This is a genomic window from Candidatus Merdisoma sp. HCP28S3_D10 (assembly GCF_052065835.1).
GTDB lineage: Bacteria > Bacillota > Clostridia > Lachnospirales > Lachnospiraceae > Laedolimicola.
The window spans coordinates 306,032-324,726 of record NZ_JBQHTG010000001.1; the positions used below are offsets into that span (position 1 = coordinate 306,032).

Annotated in this window: 17 protein-coding genes and 1 pseudogene; 6 read left to right on the forward strand and 12 right to left on the reverse strand. The window is 45.8% G+C overall.

Translation table 11 applies throughout. From position 1 onward, the window contains the following. Positions 1 to 48: 48 nt before the first annotated feature. Entirely contained in the window at positions 49 to 1,164 is a 1,116-nt protein-coding gene (locus tag ACTNCH_RS01380; RefSeq protein WP_209345890.1) for a 23S rRNA (adenine(2503)-C(2))-methyltransferase RlmN, read from the reverse strand. A gap of 1,174 nt (positions 1,165 to 2,338) precedes the next feature. On the opposite strand from ACTNCH_RS01380, the gene ACTNCH_RS01385 reads away from it, so the two are divergent. Then, on the forward strand, positions 2,339 to 2,671 hold the full coding sequence (locus tag ACTNCH_RS01385; RefSeq protein ID WP_311736401.1) for a replication initiator protein A: 333 nt from the start codon (positions 2,339 to 2,341) through the stop codon (positions 2,669 to 2,671). A 298-nt stretch (positions 2,672 to 2,969) separates the two neighbouring features. On the opposite strand, the gene ACTNCH_RS01390 is transcribed toward ACTNCH_RS01385, so the two are convergent. Then, positions 2,970 to 3,368 (reverse strand): cytidine deaminase family protein, encoded by a 399-nt coding sequence (locus ACTNCH_RS01390; protein ID WP_441018998.1) that lies wholly within the window; start codon positions 3,366 to 3,368, stop codon positions 2,970 to 2,972. 278 nt (positions 3,369 to 3,646) lie between these two features. Between ACTNCH_RS01390 and ACTNCH_RS01395 the strand changes: the two genes are divergently transcribed. The 5 genes and pseudogenes from ACTNCH_RS01395 to ACTNCH_RS01415 form a co-directional block, all read left to right on the forward strand. Further along, positions 3,647 to 3,997, forward strand: a complete 351-nt coding sequence (locus ACTNCH_RS01395) for a plasmid mobilization protein (RefSeq protein WP_441038293.1) — start codon at positions 3,647 to 3,649, stop codon at positions 3,995 to 3,997. Beyond that, positions 3,961 to 4,299, forward strand: a complete 339-nt coding sequence (locus ACTNCH_RS01400) for a plasmid mobilization protein (protein ID WP_441038295.1) — start codon at positions 3,961 to 3,963, stop codon at positions 4,297 to 4,299. Before ACTNCH_RS01395 ends, ACTNCH_RS01400 begins: the two co-directional genes overlap by 37 nt. Next, complete coding sequence (locus ACTNCH_RS01405; protein WP_441038297.1) at positions 4,296 to 5,213, forward strand: ParB/RepB/Spo0J family partition protein; 918 nt, start codon at positions 4,296 to 4,298, stop codon at positions 5,211 to 5,213. The genes ACTNCH_RS01400 and ACTNCH_RS01405 overlap by 4 nt, the downstream gene beginning before the upstream one ends. Then, on the forward strand, positions 5,213 to 5,449 hold the full coding sequence (locus tag ACTNCH_RS01410) for a hypothetical protein (RefSeq protein ID WP_441038299.1): 237 nt from the start codon (positions 5,213 to 5,215) through the stop codon (positions 5,447 to 5,449). The genes ACTNCH_RS01405 and ACTNCH_RS01410 overlap by 1 nt, the downstream gene beginning before the upstream one ends. Then, positions 5,449 to 6,570 (forward strand): annotated as a pseudogene (locus ACTNCH_RS01415) (recombinase family protein); the annotation flags it as partial. The gene ACTNCH_RS01410 and the pseudogene ACTNCH_RS01415, both read left to right, overlap by 1 nt. Before the next feature lie 66 nt (positions 6,571 to 6,636). Here the strand turns inward: ACTNCH_RS01415 and ACTNCH_RS01420 are convergent. The 10 genes from ACTNCH_RS01420 to ACTNCH_RS01465 all read right to left on the reverse strand — a co-directional run bounded on the left by ACTNCH_RS01420 (position 6,637) and on the right by ACTNCH_RS01465 (position 18,570). Continuing rightward, the gene (locus tag ACTNCH_RS01420; protein WP_441038314.1) at positions 6,637 to 6,933 is read right to left on the reverse strand and encodes a PcfB family protein; all 297 of its coding nucleotides are present in this window, start codon (positions 6,931 to 6,933) and stop codon (positions 6,637 to 6,639) included. Then, positions 6,917 to 7,357 carry a hypothetical protein gene (locus tag ACTNCH_RS01425; RefSeq protein WP_441038301.1) on the reverse strand — a complete coding sequence of 147 codons (441 nt, stop codon included), beginning with the start codon at positions 7,355 to 7,357 and terminating at the stop codon, positions 6,917 to 6,919. The genes ACTNCH_RS01420 and ACTNCH_RS01425 overlap by 17 nt, the downstream gene beginning before the upstream one ends. A gap of 255 nt (positions 7,358 to 7,612) precedes the next feature. After that, on the reverse strand, positions 7,613 to 8,134 hold the full coding sequence (locus tag ACTNCH_RS01430) for a hypothetical protein (RefSeq protein WP_441038303.1): 522 nt from the start codon (positions 8,132 to 8,134) through the stop codon (positions 7,613 to 7,615). A gap of 639 nt (positions 8,135 to 8,773) precedes the next feature. Then, positions 8,774 to 11,404 (reverse strand): pyruvate, phosphate dikinase, encoded by a 2,631-nt coding sequence (ppdK, locus tag ACTNCH_RS01435; protein WP_441038304.1) that lies wholly within the window; start codon positions 11,402 to 11,404, stop codon positions 8,774 to 8,776. 341 nt (positions 11,405 to 11,745) lie between these two features. Beyond that, a complete protein-coding gene (locus ACTNCH_RS01440; protein ID WP_441015451.1) occupies positions 11,746 to 13,134 on the reverse strand; it encodes a glycine--tRNA ligase in 1,389 nt (462 codons plus the stop codon). Positions 13,135 to 13,153: 19 nt separating this feature from the next. Next, positions 13,154 to 13,738 (reverse strand): hypothetical protein, encoded by a 585-nt coding sequence (locus ACTNCH_RS01445; protein ID WP_441015449.1) that lies wholly within the window; start codon positions 13,736 to 13,738, stop codon positions 13,154 to 13,156. Between the two features lie 100 nt (positions 13,739 to 13,838). After that, positions 13,839 to 14,492: a DNA repair protein RecO gene (gene recO, locus ACTNCH_RS01450; RefSeq protein ID WP_441015447.1), complete on the reverse strand. Its 654-nt coding sequence runs from the start codon at positions 14,490 to 14,492 to the stop codon at positions 13,839 to 13,841. Beyond that, complete coding sequence (locus ACTNCH_RS01455) at positions 14,431 to 14,619, reverse strand: hypothetical protein (protein ID WP_441015445.1); 189 nt, start codon at positions 14,617 to 14,619, stop codon at positions 14,431 to 14,433. The genes recO and ACTNCH_RS01455 overlap by 62 nt, the downstream gene beginning before the upstream one ends. Positions 14,620 to 14,719: 100 nt before the next feature. Continuing rightward, the gene (era, locus tag ACTNCH_RS01460) at positions 14,720 to 15,634 is read right to left on the reverse strand and encodes a GTPase Era (protein ID WP_441015443.1); all 915 of its coding nucleotides are present in this window, start codon (positions 15,632 to 15,634) and stop codon (positions 14,720 to 14,722) included. Between the two features lie 11 nt (positions 15,635 to 15,645). Then, on the reverse strand, positions 15,646 to 18,570 hold the full coding sequence (locus tag ACTNCH_RS01465) for an insulinase family protein (RefSeq protein ID WP_441015441.1): 2,925 nt from the start codon (positions 18,568 to 18,570) through the stop codon (positions 15,646 to 15,648). Positions 18,571 to 18,695: the final 125 nt, after the last annotated feature.

Here is an 18,695-nt window from a genome sequence, read left to right on the forward strand (position 1 = left end):
CCAGAGAAAATTTCTTTGTCGATAATTATCCTACCTATAGGAATATTTTTATTCACCAATACTTATCTCGGACAGAGATTTAATTTTAGAAAATGTATTTTTGTGCTTGCTTTTAGGATTCTCTTTCTTGCTTTTTGAACGATTGTGAAAACCTAAATCCTTCCCCATTGAATTGTGTTGCTTATTCTTCTCGTTTGTGTTACTAACCAACTGACCGCAGGCAGCTTTGATGTTATTACCTCGTGATTCTCTCATTTTTACTTCTAAACCAGCCGCTTCAAGTCGCAATTTAAATGCAACTAATTGTTGTTTGTTTGGCCTGTTAATATTGCAATTTGCGGTATCATTATATTGCAAAAGATTTATCAAAACATTTTTCTCACGAAACCATCTTCCTAATTGACGTACATCAGTTGCTTTATCATTTAGACCAGGAATCAATAAATAAGCAATTGTTACTTTTCTGTTATGTCTTTCCGAATATGATAAAACAGATTCAACAATCTTATTTATGTCATAACCTTTCATGTGAGGTATAATTATATCTCTTGTTCTTTGATTTGTTGCATGAAGAGAGAGGGTGAGTTGTATCTTCAGATGTTCTTCTCTTATTTTTTTTAATTGTTCTAAAGGACCTACTGTCGAAATATTAATTCCATCTGTGGGGAAATTAAGCCCATTTCTATCTCTTAGTATATGAATTGACTTAATTACATTATCATAATTAAAAAATGGTTCACCCATTCCCATATATACAATTCTGTTGACTTTTTCCTTCAGTAATGTTACTTGTTGCACAATTTCGGAAGGAGTTAAATTTCTTATAAATCCATTACTTCCAGATGCACAAAAAATACAACCGACAGGACATCCTACCATTGTACTAACACATACAGTTACACCTGTTTTTCTCTTTATGCAAACAGTTTCAACGCAGTAACCATCCTTTAATTTGAAAGAGTATTTTCTTGTGTCACCGCCATTATAAATATCATTAATGCTCATTGTTTGATATTTCTTTTGGGGCTTTTCCTTATAAAGGGCATGCATAAGCGATCGAGCTTTTTTTTCTCCAACGCAATCACAAATTTCTTTATATGTATAACCGTATGGGTCCGAATTTATCATTTCTTCAGTGATAATTATTGTGTTTTTATTTTTCATATCATCAATACCTTTCGAGAAATATAATTACAAAATACGATAAACTACCATTATTATAATAACATTTCTAAAACAAAAAATCAATAATCTACATATCTATTTTACTTAAAATACTAAAAATACTCTAAAAATATATGTATCGAATTTTTATGTAAAATATTTGTCAGAAAGAAATTTAATAATGCTGTCTAAAACTTGTGTAGAAAGATAACTGAATTATTATTTTCTGTTTAAATCACATACTCTAAATTGTTGATTTTTTTAGGTGGTATCGAAAAAAACGACACCATCTTTTCTTTTTCGGGAAGGTTATTGACAAATAAACAAATGTTCTTTATAATAGTAAATTGGTAAATAATGTATTTGCCTTACAACTGAATACAAACTGAAACACATATTTTTTACTTATTGGCTGCATGCCAACACATATTATCTGACCGAAAAAGTATAGTCCGATACTCGGTTAGTAACATACGGGCAATCAGAGCTTAAAGTTTAAGCCGTTACATAGTTTCAGTGCAAACTGTGCGAGAGGATGAAATGTCCTCCCGCTATTTGTGCTGTCTATGTGACGGCTTTTTTTGTTGTGCAATTTAAACGAAAATAAAAAAGTTTCAAAAAAAGTCGTTTTTTCAGGCTTTCAAAATGCCTACCAAGTGAAGGGCGTTTTTGTGCAACGCTACAAACTTTCAACTTTTTGAAAAAAGTTTTGAAAAAACGTACAAAAATCGGTGTTTTAAAAGTCACCCCTTGAGGGATATTTTCTCTCGTGCATCTTGACAACTGAATGACCGTCCGAAAGTGATACGACTTTGCGATGATATGAGCGAGGCAACACCGCGGTGAGATTCCGGGGCAGGAACTATTTCGGGTGAAACGGCAAAAAAGAGGCTTTTGATATGTAGTTAATGAAATTACCATACCAACAAAATAAAACTCATTACAGACGAAATAATCATCAAAAATCAACCCAAAAAACTACAGTAAAAAAGGAGTGTGATAGTTATTCCTAGAATGACAAAAAGTAAAAAATCAGAATGGAGCCTGTTTCTGAATGAACGAAACAGAATCTGTTATAACGAGCTTTGCAGAAGATGCGTTAACAACTGCAAACAGAGTTTCAGGGCTGTGGTTATATCCTGCAACTATGTATCAAAAAGGAGCGTGAAAGATAGTGGATAATGAATCCTTCTTCAAAATGCCGAAGGTGTTGTTTACGGATGAATACAAGGATTTATCTGCAGAGGCAAAGTTGTTGTACGGCTTGATGCTCGACAGGATGCAGTTATCTGCAATAAACGGTTGGTGTGATAAAAACGGAGAGGTCTTTATCTTTTATACCATTGCCGAAACAAGTGAAATGCTCGGTTGCGGACATGACAAAGCAACACGATTACAGCGTGAGCTTGAAAAACACAATCTGCTCCGTCGTAAATATCAGGGTAAAGGCAAACCTGCAAAGCTGTATGTTTTAACTGTGCCAAAAATAAGCGCTGAGTCTCCTTAAAACTCGCAAGTAATAATACTGAGCAGAGTAAGACTGAAAGTTATATACCAACCGAGAAAAGAGAATATATCTTTAATTTAGTTAGTAGTAACTTTAAGCATATATGGCGTATAGGCTGAATGCGAAAAACTGATAAGACAAACGCATTTCTTCTTCGGCTCGTTAAATATTTATAAAAATCAGGAACATTTTTGTGATGCTCATTCCCATTGCTATTAGGGGCGATTTTGATAAAAAGAAACTGCCCTCACAAGGAGAGCAGGTCAAATATTCAGTTTAATTAATTGGGTTTTCTCGATTATTCTGTAAATTTATGTGTTCCCCACCAATCAGGGATTAAATCTTTTAATTTAACCGTTTTCTGATTGTCAAGGTCGAGCAGAATTTCAATTTCTCCACTATCTTTATCTAATTGCATCATATATTCCCGGCATGCACCGCATGGAGAACCAACTCTGCCATCGGGCATCACTGCAACTACCTTATCTATCTGACTTTCACCATTGGTAATCATATTAGCAATAGCATTTCTTTCTGCGCACATTCCGAGTGTCGAGGCAGTATCAATACAGACTCCAACATAAATATTTCCTTGTTTTGTAAGAATGGCTGCTACTACACCACCTGCATCTATAAATGGAGAAATCGTTCGGCTGTTTTGAACTTTAACCGCTGCATTATATAATTTGTTCCACATAATACCTACCTCGTCAAACTCTTATTTAATAAAACAATTATACCACAACCTCACCAAACAAATCAACCTGAATACATATCCTCGTACTTTAAGTTTCAGTACGAGGATTTTTTTTTGCAAAATTTTTAAGTAAAGGAAGTGAAAAAATGCTTTAGTAAACCAACCGAAAAAACAGCAAAAAAAGCGTGGCATAAGTCTTAGCAAGCACTGGATTTGTGCATACAAATCCCACTTGTTAGGGACTGCCCCTAAAACCCGAAAGACAGGAGGTGAAAAAAATGAAGCTGACAAAAACAATATTTTTATATCTTAATGAGAAAGAATTTTCAATGCTCACAAAGGATGCCGAAAGAGCAAATATGAGCATGTCACGGTATATCAGACATCAGATTGATAATGCAAAAATGAAGCCCACATTGGATATGGACTATGAGAAATATATCAATCTGCTTGAGCCCATATGTGACAAGCTGAGCATTGTCTCAAAAAGAGTGTGGCAAATAAAAATGCTTGATACAGTAATGCTTCGTGAGGTTCTTAAAAGCACAAATGAAATTATGCCCGAAATCATAAAAGCAAAGGAGGTGGCACAGTGCGTACAAGAGCGAGAAGAATCGCAGTTAGAGTAAGTGAAGAGCAGTATAACAAAATCAGCCGTTTGACAGAGCGTAGCTTTTTTACAAAGGAGCAGGTGCTGAGAGATATTATTCTCGGCTATCCGATTCAGGAAGACAGAAAGCCTGAATGTATGGAGTTTATTCTGAAGCTCCGTGGAATTGCAAGCACCTTAAACAATATTTTCAGAAACTACGGCTTATCAGATTTACCAATCGGCAAGGAGATGAAGCAGACAGCTGATGCGGTTGAGTGTACAGAGAATCTAATTGAAGATTGTATTTTTATCACAAGAATGAAAAGGAGAATTAAATGAATAAAGAAGAAAATTTTATTAATACCCTGTTTGAGAAAACAGAAGAATCAGAGGCAATAAAGCCTCAGACAACAGAAATCATAAAGATGCCTATGAGCAGTATTGTTCCCAATTTTAAGAATCCGTATAAATGCCGTGAGGAAGATATGAAGCCGTTGGAAGACAGTATCCGTGAGAACGGTATTATTCAGCCGCTTATGGTACGAAAGGACGATAAGGCGGATGTGTACGAAATCATATCGGGTCACAGAAGATACCTTGCAGCAACAAGGCTTAAGCTGACAGAGGTGCCGGTGGTAGTTTTAGATATCACAAAGGAAGAAGCAGACATTATCCTTGTTGACAGTAATCTGTACCGTGAGCATATTCTGCCCTCGGAAAAAGCCTTTGCATACAAGATGAAAATGGATGCTATTAAAAGGCAAGGTAAACGCACAGATTTAACTTCGGACCAAGTTGGACCGAAGTTGTCTGCAGATGAAATTTCTGATACAGACAGTGCTTCTCAGGTAAAAAGATATATCCGCCTTACCAACCTGATTCCAAGGCTTCTTGCTTTGGTAGATAGCGGTAAAATCGCACTTGGTCCTGCTGTTGAGCTTTCATATCTCAACCAAGGGCATCAGAACTTTTTAGCGGAGGCTATTGAGAAAGAGCTTGCTACACCGTCCCTTGCTCAGGCACAGAAATTGAAGAAGCTGGCACAAGAAGGAAAGCTTGATGTCGGTACAATTCTTAGTATGGTTAAACAGCCAAAACCTAATCAGGTTGTTACGGTTAAAATCCCCGAGGATAAAATCAGCAAATATATGAAATCTAATGCTACCGTAAAGGAAAAGGAAGATTTTCTTGCAAAGGCTGTTGAGTATTACGGAAAGCATCTTCAGAGACAGAAAGACAGAGGTGCGAGATAATGAAAAAGCTTAAAGATTTTTACGGTCTCGGTTGTGACAGTGAATATGTTATTGACGGTGTCTGTTACAAGGTTTCATCCAAGTTTGCACCCGTTAATATCTGTAAGCTAGAGAACACCATAAGCGACAAAGCACAAAAATATGTAGGCAGTGATTTTGCACATTTGACAAGTGCCGATGATAGAAATACAATGAATGCAGAATATATATGTTTGACTGCCGGGAAGGAGGATTAATGCAGTCTGAAGCAAACATCGGAATTACTGCTATCTACTGTCGATTGTCAAGAGATGACGGTACGGAGACAGAGAGTAATTCAATCGGCAACCAAAAGAAAATGCTGACACAAAAGGCAAAGGAATTAGGTCTAACAAATACCAAGTATTATGTTGATGACGGCTATACAGGTACGAACTTCAACAGACCTGCTTTTCAGGAGCTTCTTGATGATATTGAAATGGGATATATCTCCGTTGTTATTGTAAAAGACCTTTCCCGATTAGGACGAGATTATGTTTCGGTCGGTCATTATACGGATAACTATTTCCCTGAGCATAACATAAGATTTATTGCTGTTAATGATATGGTTGACAGTGATGAGGGTGAAAATGAAATCGCACCCTTCAAAAATGTTATGAATGAAATGTATGCGAGAGATATTTCAAGAAAAGTACGCTCTGCACACAGAATCAGAGGTAATATGGGAGAACCGCTTTCACAGCCACCCTACGGGTATATGAAGAGTCCTGAAAACAAGAAGAAATGGATAATTGATACCGAAGCTGCTGAGGTTGTGAGAGACATTTACAGAATGTGCCTTGACGGTATGGGTAACGAAGCTATCGCAAGAGAACTACAAAACAGACAAGTGCTTATTCCTATGGCATATTGGCAAAGTAAAGGTCTCAATCGTGGCGGTAAGAAAACACAACCAAACCCGTACAAATGGTGTAAAACTACTATTCAAAAGATATTAGCACAGCAAGAGTATTGCGGTGATGTTATCAACTTCAAGACCTATTCCAAAAACTTCAAGAACAAAACCCGTATTGATAACCCTGTAGAGAATTGGAAAATCTTCAAGGATGTTCACGAGCCAATTATTGACCGAGACACTTGGGAAATGGTACAGAAGCATACAGCAAGGACAAAACGCAGAGCACCTAAAAAAGAGAATGCAAGAAAGCATATCTTCAGCGGCCTTATCCGTTGTGCAGATTGCGGCAGTAATATGAGTTATCATACCAATACCGTCAACAAGGATATTCATTATTTCAGTTGCAGTAATTATGTAAAGGATACACGTGGTACCTGCCAGACTCGACACTATATCCGTGCAGATGCTCTTGAACAGATAGTAATCTATGAGCTGAAACGTCTTGCAATAATGCTTCAGATGGATGAGCCGTTACTTGTTGAAATCCTAGAAAAGAAATCGAACAAAGATTTTTATGACGAGAAGAAATTTCTTGAGGGTGAACTGCAAAAAGCAATAGTCCGTCAACAGACAGTTGCCAAGTTCAAAGCGGTCAAAGATACGTTGGATTTTAGAAGCATCTTCGGCTCTTGCGATAATATCGACCGGAGCGTTCTCGTCTTTGCTAAACTTGTCCCTCAACACACAGTAAAGTACGCCGTACTTTTTAGCCTGCTCGGTAAACTTCTTCAGATCTTTCTGCGGTACAGAAAAGACTTTGAGTTCCTTACCGGACTTGAGCATATTTGTCAGTCGTGCTTTGCCTTTGGTTTTCTTCAGGCTGCTTAACGGGTTGTGTTTCTGTGGGTTTCTTTTCAGGTTCGTCCTTTTCAGTCTGTGACTGAGCAGGCTTGGTTTCGCTTGTTTCCGGTGTTTTCTCAGGTTTTTCCGTTGGTTTACTCACCGAAGAAGAAGTAGGTTTTTTATCCTCTTTTTCTTGGCTTTCGGTAGGCTCTGTAACAACTTCATTTTTAGTCGATGAAGCGGTGCTTTCCGTTGTGGAAATGCTCGGTTCATCAGTTAAGTTCTCGTCTTGTTTTAGCTCCGAAAATTCACCAACCGAAGAAGAACTGATTTCGGTGTCCTTCGGTAGTTCGTTTGTATGCGAACATCCCACAAGCAACACCATTAACAGAACAAGCAGAATGGGTAAAATGTGCTTTCTCATAAACTCACGCTCCTTTACTTTTCTACCCACATTGTACGGAGATTTTCTTGCTCCGACAAAGGTGCGAATTTATGAGAGCAAACTTAAATCATAGCAACCACCTCCTTCAAGTGTAAATTGTGCCATTTCTTTATGAGAAAGACATATACTTTTGAGATAGTTTATTCAGGAAGATAGTATATATCTTTTTCGGTAAGTTAGCTTGTAATTAGGGGTTAGAGTGTGAGAAAGGGGAACAGGAAATTTGTACTCCTACTACCTTGTGTCACGCTCTGCACGTTTTCGCAAAAAGTTGTTGTAATGCTCCAATGCCTTACAAACAAAATCCTCCGTCTGATTTAGTGGAACACTCTTTGGAATGAGTTGTCGCACACGATCACCACGAAGGACTATCTTTTCACGCTGATTCGGTTTTTGTTCGGACATAATGGCTTGGATTGCTTCAGGTGTGAGTTTTCCTTCCTCGAACATCTTTCGCATACGGATTGTTTGGTCGTGGGAAGGGGTACAGTCGTTCAAGTCGATTTCATCAACGAGGTCACGCTGACAATCTTCATCAAGATACGAAATTTCTACGGCAGGTCGCATTTTCATTTTTCCCTCATCTACAAACTCAAGCAGTTCGGGGACAAGATAAGTCAGTCGAATGAAACGGCGAATTTGCTCACGACTTTCACCAACTTCACTTGCTAAAACTTCGTTTGAGCGTTGTCGGTCAAAATCTGACACCACCGGTGTCGCATTTTCTTTTTTCGGTCTGCCTGCCTTTCTGTTCATAGCTTCCAATCATCAGAAATAAAGTCCTGAATGTTTGGATATTTAGTTTTCAAGGAACGTGAAGAAGTGTTCCTAAACGGAGTCAGGAATTAACCCCTTCACTAATTCCCACTGAGAGAGGTCAAATGCACACCCTAATTCTGAAAAAAATTAAAAAAATTTTTGAAAACAAAAAAAGCCGCCTATTCCAAATTAGGAATAAGCGGCTATATGTACCGATTTACTTTATACAATTTTAACCTTAAATAACTTAGTACGTGCTTTCATCAACTTGCAAATAACTTCATCAATACCATCTGTGAACTTTCCCTGATGTGTCAGTTCATTCTTCTTAATCAAAAGGGAAGACAGGATTTCACTGCGTTCCTGATCAGTCAAATTGATATAATACTTTTGCTTTTTCAAACTGAACACCTCGCTTTCATACTTATTATATAATAGGTATGAAAAAGGGGCAAAGGTGCAAAATGGGCATAAAAAAAGCAGGCATACTACTTTTTACAGTAATATGCCTGCTAATTGTTTTAGATAAAGACTTCAACAGTTAAATCTTCCCACTGTTTTGCACGAAGATATTGGTCTGTTGATTTTCTGTACGCTTCTGCTTGGTCGAAATTAACCTTAAAACTGAAGTACAGATTAGTCCTCCCCATATTTGATAGCAGCCTGTGCTGCTGCCAGTCTTGCAATCGGTACACGGAACGGGGAGCAGGATACATAGTCCAGGCCAATCTTATGGCAGAACTCTACGGAAGACGGATCTCCGCCATGCTCGCCGCAGATACCTACATGCAGGTTCGGATTTACCGGCTTGCCAAGCTTGATAGCCAGCTCCATGAGCTTGCCTACGCCTGTCTGATCCAGCTTCGCGAACGGGTCGTTCTCCAGGATCTTCTTGTCGTAGTACGCGTTCAGGAACTTGCCTGCGTCGTCACGGGAGAAACCGTAGGTCATCTGGGTCAGGTCGTTGGTACCGAAGCAGAAGAAGTCCGCATCCTTTGCGATAGCGTCTGCGGTCAGGGCTGCTCTCGGGATCTCGATCATGGTACCAACCTCATACTTCAGGTCGATGCCTGCTGCCGCGATCTCAGCGTCTGCAGTCTCTACTACAACCTTCTTTACAAACTTCAGCTCTTTCTCCTCACATACCAGCGGGATCATGATTTCCGGTTTTACATTCCAGTCAGCGTGTGCCTTCTTTACATTGATAGCCGCGCGGATGACAGCTCTGGTCTGCATCTTCGCGATCTCCGGATAGGTAACAGCCAGACGGCAGCCTCTGTGGCCCATCATCGGGTTGAACTCATGCAGGGACGCAATGATGTTCTTGATGGTCTCTACAGACTTGCCCTGTGCCTCTGCCAGCTTCTCGATGTCAGCTTCCTCAGTCGGAACAAACTCATGAAGAGGCGGATCCAGGAAACGGATTGTAACCGGGCATCCCTCCAGAGCCTCGTACAGCTTCTCGAAGTCTCCCTGCTGATAGGGCAGGATCTTCTCCAGTGCTGCTTCTCTCTCTTCTGCGGTATCGGAGCAGATCATCTCACGGAATGCAGCGATTCTGTCTTCCTCGAAGAACATATGCTCGGTACGGCACAGACCGATACCCTCAGCACCCAGCTCGCGTGCTTTCTTCGCATCCGCCGGTGTATCCGCATTAGTACGAACCTTCAGGGTTCTGAACTTGTCAGCCCATGCCATAACGCGGCCGAACTCGCCTGCGATCTTTGCGTCCGCGGTCGGGATCTGTCCATCGTAGATATTGCCTGTAGTACCGTCGATGGAAATCCAGTCTCCCTCATGGTACTCCTTGCCAGCCAGTGTAAATTTCTTATTTGCCTCATCCATAGCGATATCGCCACAGCCAGATACACAGCAGGTTCCCATTCCACGGGCAACAACTGCCGCATGGGAGGTCATACCGCCACGAACAGTCAGGATACCCTGTGCAACCTTCATTCCTGTGATATCCTCCGGAGAGGTCTCCAGACGAACCAGAACAACCTTTTCGCCTCTCTCATCCCATTTCTCAGCATCCTCTGCGGTAAATACGATGCGTCCGCATGCTGCTCCCGGAGAAGCTCCCAGACCCTTGCCGGCCGGTGTAGCTGCCTTCAGCGCTGCAGCGTCGAACTGCGGATGAAGCAGGGTATCCAGGTTACGCGGGTCGATCATAGCTACAGCCTCTTCCTCTGTACGCATGCCCTCGTCTACCAGGTCGCAGGCAATCTTCAGAGCTGCCTGTGCGGTTCTCTTACCGTTACGTGTCTGCAGCATGTACAGCTTGCCATGCTCTACGGTAAACTCCATATCCTGCATATCTCTGTAATGATCCTCCAGGATCTTGCAAACCTTATTGAACTCCTCAAATGCCTCCGGGAACTTCTCGCCCATCTCGGAGATGTGCATCGGAGTACGGACGCCTGCTACTACGTCCTCGCCCTGTGCATTGGTCAGGAACTCACCGAACAGTCCCTTCTCACCGGTAGCCGGGTCACGTGTGAAGGCTACGCCGGTACCGCAATCGTCGCCCATGTTACCGAATGCCATGGACTGTACGTTAACGGCTGTTCCCCAGGAATAGGGGATATCGTTGTCACGACGGTATACGTTCGCACGGGGGTTGTCCCAGGAACGGAATACAGCCTTGATTGCTCCCATCAGCTGTTCCTTCGGATCATCCGGGAAGTCTGCGCCGATCTTCTCTTTATATTCTGCCTTGAACTGATTTGCCAGCTCCTTCAGGTCTTCTGCTGTCAGCTCTACGTCCTGCTTAACGCCCTTCTTCTCTTTCATGGCGTCAATCAGCTCTTCGAAGTACTTCTTTCCTACTTCCATTACAACGTCAGAGTACATCTGAATAAATCTCCGATAGCAGTCCCATGCCCAACGGGGATTGCCGGATTTCTCTGCGATTGCGTTTACTACGGTCTCATTCAGGCCCAGGTTCAGGATGGTGTCCATCATACCCGGCATGGATGCGCGAGCACCGGAACGAACAGATACCAGCAGCGGATTCTCAGCATCGCCGAATTTCTTTCCGGTGATCTCTTCCATCTTGCCGATGTACTCGTTGATCTGTCCCATAATCTCATCGTTGATTTCCTGTCCGTCCTCGTAGTACTGAGTGCAGGCCTCTGTTGTGATAGTAAAGCCCTGCGGTACCGGAAGTCCCAGACCTGTCATCTCTGCCAGATTCGCTCCCTTTCCACCCAGAAGATTACGCATCTGCGCATTACCTTCTTTGAATAAATAAACCCATTTTGCCATTGCCCTGTTTTCCTCCTATTATTCGTTTCTTTCCGCGCTGCTTATGCCGTTCTCTCCCTATGCATAAAAACAGCGCGGGATCTTGTGGTCAACGACCAAACCCTGCGCACATTTATAGTGTAACACACTTGTAATATTTGTCAAGCTTATTTCGTGGATTTATCATAAATTTTACCCGGATCGCGAATCTGTTTTTGTTTATTTTTTAACTATCTCACAGAAATCAACATATTTGAATTCGGCGGATTGTTCTTATCAGAAAAGGGAACACTCCCTCTATGGCTGAAAATAATGCGTATCAGACATAGAGGGAGTGTTCCCTTTTCGTCTATTATATGAAATTAGAATGTGAATTTATCCGCAAAGTACGCATCCAACTCGTCGATCTTCACACGTACCTGCTCCATGGTATCACGGTCACGAATGGTCACTGCGCCGTCCGTCTCAGACTCAAAGTCATAGGTTACGCAGAACGGAGTTCCGATCTCGTCCTGACGGCGGTAACGCTTACCGATATTACCTCTGTCGTCAAACTCACAGTTGTACTTCTTGCTAAGCTGCGCGAAAATCTTCTCCGCGCCCTCGTTCAGCTTCTTGGACAGGGGCAGCACGCCGATCTTCACCGGAGCCAGCGCCGGATGGAAATGAAGCACGGTACGCACGTCGCCGCCCTCCAGCTCCTCCTCGTCGTAAGCGGCGCACAGGAACGCCAGAACCACACGGTCTGCGCCCAGAGACGGCTCGATAACGTAGGGGATATACTTTTCCTTGGACTCGTCGTCAAAGTAAGACATATCCTGTCCGGATACATTCTGATGCTGGGTCAGGTCGTAGTCGGTACGGTCTGCGATACCCCACAGCTCGCCCCAGCCGAAGGGGAACAGGAACTCCAGGTCTGTGGTAGCCTTACTGTAGAAGCACAGCTCCTCCGGAGAATGGTCACGGGCACGCATCTCATCTTCCTTCATGCCCAGATCCTTCAGCCAGTCGATGCAGTACTGCTTCCAGTACGCGAACCACTCCAGGTCTGTTCCCGGCTTGCAGAAAAACTCCAGCTCCATCTGCTCGAACTCCCTGGTACGGAAGGTGAAGTTACCCGGTGTAATCTCGTTACGGAAGGACTTTCCGATCTGACCGATTCCGAAGGGAATCTTCTTTCTGGAGGTTCTCTGTACGTTCTTGAAGTTTACGAAGATACCCTGTGCAGTCTCCGGACGGAGATATACGGTATTCTTCGCGTCCTCGGTTACGCCCTGGAAGGTCTTGAACATCAGGTTGAACTGACGGATATCGGTGAAATCATGCTTTCCGCAGGAGGGGCAGCAGATATTGTGCTCGTCCACATAAGCCTTCATCTCCTCCGGGGACCATGCGTCTACAGAGCCCTCGATCTCGATGCCGTTCTCAGCCATGTAGTCCTCAATAAGCTTATCAGCGCGGAAACGCTCCTTACAGCTCTTGCAGTCCATCAGCGGGTCAGAGAAGCCGCCCAGATGTCCGGACGCTACCCAGGTCTGGGGATTCATCAGAATCGCGCAGTCCACACCTACATTGTAGGGATTCTCCTGTACAAACTTCTGCCACCAGGCACGTTTTACGTTGTTCTTAAGCTCTACGCCCAGATTGCCGTAATCCCAGGTGTTGGCCAGACCGCCATAAATCTCGGAACCCGGATATACAAAGCCTCTTGCCTTTGCCAGAGCTACAATTTTGTCCATTGTCTTTTCCATTTGCTTTTCTCCTCTTTGCTTATTTATAAATGATAAATGACAGCCCGCCGTCTGTGACCGCCGCCTGCTTTTTACCTGTTACACTTACATTGCCGCCTGCGGATACCGCCAGGATCTTGCCCGGCACCTCTACCTGCATGGCCTCGTCGGTCTCCAGAACCAGCACCTTTGCCTCGTCGGCGTCCTTAAGGGAAGCCCGATCAGTCTTCGCGCCGTCTGCGTCCAACAATTCTCCGGACAGCTCATAGCCCTCGGCCTCCGCTTCCGGAAGGGTTCCGGTGAACAGCGTATTTTCTGTATAGTCCTCGTAATACTCGCTTCCGTCAAAGACCAGCTGCAGGGTCGCAGTCCCGTCCTTTACTTCAAATTTCTTCATGGTGATGTGATCCGCCGCAAAGTTCTTATTATACTCTGCAAGCTCCGATTCAATCTCCTTCTGAAGCTCTTCGGAATCGTAAAAATCCTTGTCAAAGCTCTCCACAACCGTGTCGGTTATCTTCCCCTTTTTATCAATGGCCAGGGTACTCTCCTTCGGGACAGACCCACAGCCGGCCAGAGCAGATATCATACACGCCAGGAGCACAAAACAGACTGATTTTCTCATAATACTCCTCCCACTTTTTTCTGAGACGCCTGCACAGCCGCAGGTTCTCACGGAATCCCATATAGTATAGCGTCTTTTAGCCGATTTTTCAACCAGAAAATCACTTTACGCAGGCCTCCAGAATCTCCAGGGACTTAAAATGGCCTTCCATATACTTCACCCGGTACCGGTGCAGCACATGCTTAAGCTCCCCCAGCACCTGCTCCGACACCGTGAAGGTGTAGAGCTTCTCAATGGAGGAGGCCGCGATATACTGCAGGGTATACCGGGTGGATTCACAGACGTCAAGCTCCTCAAAGTCCGGCGGACACTCGCCGTTTACCACCAGGACCTTCAGCTCATATATGTAGCGGATCAGTTCATCCGGGATTGTCGGTTTACATAACGCCCGCAAGGACTGATACAGAAGCTTCAGCATCAGCAGCTCGTCATTGGCCTCTCTTGTATAGTATTCCGCCAGCTCGCAGAAATAGAACCCATAGCAGGCTCCCTCAAAATCGCCGCTGAGCTCGTAGAAATAATTGCTGACCCGGGCCTGCATGAGATTGTAGGAGGTCCGCCCCTCGTAGAGCTCAAATTCGCCGAACACGAAGGAATTGCAGACAGCCAGAAGGGGGCTGTTCTGCCTTCTGGCTCCGCGGGCAAAAGCGGTGATTTTTCCACGCTCCCGGGTCAGAAGAATGACGCGTCTGTCATAATCCCCCTGGGGATAGGCCGCCAGCACCAGGCCTGTCACTGTGATCTTCTGTCCCATGTTCCGCTTCCGCCCTCCGGCTTTCTCCTTTCTCCCGCCGGGCGTTTTCCGCCCGCTCCCGGGTAATCCCCTTGTAGCTCAGATAATCCTCCACCGCTCCAGTCAGCTCAAACCTTTCCCATGTCATGTGCTCCGCTCCTGTTCTTATGTCTGTACACGTCTTCTTTTCTTAGCGTATCCAGATTCCGGACAGGTATGCCCGCAAATAAATGGTAATGGAGCTTCTTTTACATTTCCAGATCCTTCTTATCGTAGCCGAAGTTTTTAATCAGAAAATCGCTGTCCCGCCAGTCCTTTTTCACCTTGACCCAGAGCTGCAGATTCACCTTCATCTCCAGCATTTCCTCGATCTCATAGCGGGCCGCGCTGCCGATCTTTTTAAGCATACTGCCCTGCTTGCCGATGATGATACCCTTGTGGGAATCCCGCTCGCAGATGATAGTGGCGTCGATATCCATAACCTTTCCGCCCGGCCGCTCCTTCATCTTGTCGATGGAGACCGCGATTCCGTGGGGAATTTCTTCGTTCAGACAGCGCAGGGCCTTCTCCCGGATCAGCTCCGCCACAATCTGACGCATGGGCTGGTCCGTCACCGTATCCTCGTCGTAAAACATGGGGCCGTAGGGCAGATATTTGAAAATCTGCTCGATCAGCGTCTCTGTATTATCGCCGCTTATGGCCGATACAGGTACAATTTCATCAAAATCATGAAGCTTCCGGTAGGTATCGATCACGGCCAGCAGCTCCTCCCGCTTCACCGTGTCGGTTTTATTGATAACCAGAATCACCGGCGTCTTTACCCGCTTTAACTGCTCCGCGATATGCTGCTCTCCTGCCCCCACGTAGGTGGTGGGCTCTACCAGCCACAGAATCACGTCCACCTCTTTTAAGGTACGCTCGGCTGCATTGACCATGTATTCGCCCAGCTTATTCTTGGCCTTATGGATACCCGGCGTATCCAGAAATACGATCTGTCCCTCGTCACAGGTATAGACCGTCTGAATCCGGTTTCTGGTGGTCTGGGGCTTATTGGAGGTGATGGCGATCTTCTGTCCGATCAGCCGGTTCATCAGGGTTGATTTTCCCACGTTGGGTCTGCCAATCAGCGTGGCAAACCCGGATTTGCACTTGTTGTTTTCCATGTATTTCTCCTCTAGTGGAACAGACTCTCGGTCACGTCAAACAGTGCCTTCTGTTCTTCCAGCTTTTCCTCATTTCCGATGACACAGATATGGTTCTGGGACAGCATAGCCTTGAGATACGGCGCCAGCGCCCGGATCTCCGCGATCCCGCAGCCAAGCACCTGATCCCGCTCCTTTTGCACCTGCTCCTCTGTCACACCGGTCAGAAAGGCGCTTAAGGAGCGCATTCCCTTTGCCCGGGCGTTCAGCGGCGTATCCATGGAGCTGATGGTTCCGATGATGTACTTGGTCATATCCCGCTCCGATACGTCGAAGTTCTCGGTGTAGTCCACGCTTTCCTCATAGATCTGATTGGTCTTCTCCAGGTTCGGATCCCGGTAGGATACCAGGTAGCCGCAGCCGGTGCGGGTGTAGTTGTTCATACAGCCGTAGGCGCCGCCCTTGACGCGGATATTGTTCCACAGGTAATCATAGCTCATAATGATCCGCAGTACCTTCAGGGCTCCCGTGTAAGGAAGTCCCGCTGCCCGGAAGCTGCCGGCCCGGGCCACATACTGAATCTGGGCGGAGGTCTTCAGTCCCTCGTTCTTATGCTCCGGAACCAGCGCCCATGCCTTGTGCTCCGCGCCCGTATCCGGATACAGGGAGGCTGAAAGCTTTTTCACCTCGTCCTCCAGTCCCTTCAGGCTCTCTGCCTCTCCGGTATAGCTTACCAGGAGATTCTCCGGGCAGAACAGAATCCGTCCAAGCTTCGCCAGATTCTCTGCCGCCGTCTCCCACCGGTCCTCAAACTGTCCGTCCAGCTCTTCGATGAAGCGATAGAAGTCCACGCCTCCGGTCATGTCGGAAAATGCGGCGCTGGATAAGAAGTAGGACATGGCACGCAGGGCCGCCATGGAGTGTCCCGAAGTCTGGAAGGCCATCTGCTGACGGGATCTGGTCTCCGACACGATTTCCCGAAGACGCTTCTTATCCTGAAGCTTCGAGGTCAGCAGCATTTCCTGTATCATGGAAAAGGCCACCGGAAGCTCCCCGTAGAGTGCCTTACTCTTTACCTCAAATACTGCCTGGTAATCCTTGGGATTCTTTACGCTGTCATAGCTTCCCACGCTGCAGCTGATACCGCCTGTATGCAGGTTCAGCTCGTTGGAAAACTCCCCGTAGGTATAATGCTCCGTATCCAGCTGGCCTAAGGCCGCCTTCAGAAGTCCCAGATAGGGAATCAGCTCCACGGGAATGCCGCCTGCCCGGAATACCAGATCCACGTAGCCGATGCCATTGGTAACCAGGTCATGGTACAGAACCTCCGTATCTCCGGCTTTTCGAAGCTCGTTCTGGAAGGGCTGGGCCTTTTTCTCAATGTCCTCCCGGGCAAGAAGCGGGATCTTCGCCAGATCCTCCTGGGGGGAGGGCTCGCTCTGGTACTCCTTCAGATGTCTGGTAAACGCCACGATCCGCTGCTTTTCTTCCGCGCTCAGGCTGTCCCGGTAGGCTGCCAGCTTTTTCGCCAGCTTCTCGTCCTGCTCGGCGGTCAGACCCTTCTTCGGCCGGATCAGCACCAGGGAGCCGTGGGGATTCTCCAGCAGATATTTCCGGATCAGTCCCTCAAAATAGCCTTTGCCCACCTGTTCCTTCAGGAACGCGAAATTATCCAGGGCTTCCAGATGCAGGAAGGCGCTATCGTCCTGATAGAGCCAGCTGTCGAAGGCCTGCAGGCCGTACATCAGTCCCGCGGGATAATTTCCAAAATCTGCCTCCCGGTAGCGGAACTCGAAATAGTTGATACCGGCACGCAGGGCTTTTTCGTCCAGTCCTTCCTCTGCCAGCTTCCTTAAGGTGCCTTCAATCACCTCTACAAACGCGTCCTTCTGGGCTTCGTTGGCGTTTTTCGCTATAATCGAGAAAATCGGCTGCTTCACGCCGTTGTCGTAGGAGCTCATGATATCCTGTCCGATCCCGGCGTCTAAAAGCGCCTGCTTTAAGGGCGCTCCGGCGGCTGTCAGCAGCATATACTCCAGCACCTGCATCGCCAGGTAAAGCTTTGCGTCCAGGGTGTCTCCCACGGACTTGTTGTATGACAGATAGGTATGATCTTCCTCGCTCTCCTCGGCGGAAATAGAGTACTCCTTCACGACCTCCCGCATGTTCGCAAAGGGCGCCTGGGTGCGGACCTCGGAGTCAATCTCCAGATAGTCGTAATGGCTCAGGTACTTCTCGTCCAACCACTGAAGCTTCTCTGCCATATCGCAGTTTCCGTACAGGAAAATATAGCTGTTGGAGGGGTGGTAATAGCGGCTGTGGAAATCCAGGAACTGCTCCCTGGTCAGATCCGGAATAAATTCCGGGTCTCCGCCGGACTCATTGGCATAGGTGGTATCCGGGTAAAGAGAATTCAGAATCTCCCGCTCCAGCACGCCCTCCGGGGAGGAAAAGGCGCCCTTCATCTCATTGTACACCACGCCGTTCAGGGTCAGCTCGCCATCCTCCTGCTCCATCTCATAGTGCCAGCCCTCCTGGCAGAAGATCTCTTCCCTGTCGTAGATGTTCGGATAGAATACCGCGTCCATGTATACATGAATCAGGTTCTGAAAATCCGTATCGTTGCAGCTTGCGATAGGATACACGGTCTTGTCCGGGTAGGTCATGGCGTTCAGGAAGGTATTTAAGGAACCCTTTGCCAGCTCCACGAAGGGATCCTTCACCGGGAATTCCCTGGATCCGCACAGCACCGAATGCTCCAGAATATGGGCTACGCCCGTATCGTCCGGCGCCGGGGTGCGAAAGCCGATATAGAATACCTTATTCTCGTCATCGTTGGATAAGAGGCAGACCTTCGCCCCTGTTTTCTTATGCTTCAGGTAATAGCCCACGGAATGAAGCTCTTCGATCTCACGCTTCTCCACAAGCTCATAGCTCTGTAATTCTTCTATGGTCATGTTTGTTCTCCTGTCTTTCTATTTGCCCCGCCGAAAGGCAGGCATTTGTTATTTAGTATATCACCTTTACACCTAATTTAAAAGTAGGGTTTGGGATAAAAAAACGCGGCACAGCCAAAACTGGC

What these genes read in the sequence shown, in the direction of transcription:
- ACTNCH_RS01430 (WP_441038303.1), bottom strand. Translation starts at nt 8,134, where the DNA reads ATGAACAGAAAGGCAGGCAGACCGAAAAAAGAAAATGCGACACCGGTG.
- recO (WP_441015447.1), bottom strand. Translation starts at nt 14,492, where the DNA reads ATGGGACAGAAGATCACAGTGACAGGCCTGGTGCTGGCGGCCTATCCC.
- ACTNCH_RS01440 (WP_441015451.1), bottom strand. Translation starts at nt 13,134, where the DNA reads ATGGAAAAGACAATGGACAAAATTGTAGCTCTGGCAAAGGCAAGAGGC.
- ppdK (WP_441038304.1), bottom strand. Translation starts at nt 11,404, where the DNA reads ATGGCAAAATGGGTTTATTTATTCAAAGAAGGTAATGCGCAGATGCGT.
- ACTNCH_RS01395 (WP_441038293.1), top strand. Translation starts at nt 3,647, where the DNA reads ATGAAGCTGACAAAAACAATATTTTTATATCTTAATGAGAAAGAATTT.
- ACTNCH_RS01455 (WP_441015445.1), bottom strand. Translation starts at nt 14,619, where the DNA reads ATGACATGGGAAAGGTTTGAGCTGACTGGAGCGGTGGAGGATTATCTG.
- ACTNCH_RS01405 (WP_441038297.1), top strand. Translation starts at nt 4,296, where the DNA reads ATGAATAAAGAAGAAAATTTTATTAATACCCTGTTTGAGAAAACAGAA.
- ACTNCH_RS01465 (WP_441015441.1), bottom strand. Translation starts at nt 18,570, where the DNA reads ATGACCATAGAAGAATTACAGAGCTATGAGCTTGTGGAGAAGCGTGAG.
- era (WP_441015443.1), bottom strand. Translation starts at nt 15,634, where the DNA reads ATGGAAAACAACAAGTGCAAATCCGGGTTTGCCACGCTGATTGGCAGA.
- ACTNCH_RS01420 (WP_441038314.1), bottom strand. Translation starts at nt 6,933, where the DNA reads ATGCTCAAGTCCGGTAAGGAACTCAAAGTCTTTTCTGTACCGCAGAAA.
- ACTNCH_RS01380 (WP_209345890.1), bottom strand. Translation starts at nt 1,164, where the DNA reads ATGAAAAATAAAAACACAATAATTATCACTGAAGAAATGATAAATTCG.
- ACTNCH_RS01390 (WP_441018998.1), bottom strand. Translation starts at nt 3,368, where the DNA reads ATGTGGAACAAATTATATAATGCAGCGGTTAAAGTTCAAAACAGCCGA.
- ACTNCH_RS01410 (WP_441038299.1), top strand. Translation starts at nt 5,213, where the DNA reads ATGAAAAAGCTTAAAGATTTTTACGGTCTCGGTTGTGACAGTGAATAT.
- ACTNCH_RS01445 (WP_441015449.1), bottom strand. Translation starts at nt 13,738, where the DNA reads ATGAGAAAATCAGTCTGTTTTGTGCTCCTGGCGTGTATGATATCTGCT.
- ACTNCH_RS01425 (WP_441038301.1), bottom strand. Translation starts at nt 7,357, where the DNA reads ATGAGAAAGCACATTTTACCCATTCTGCTTGTTCTGTTAATGGTGTTG.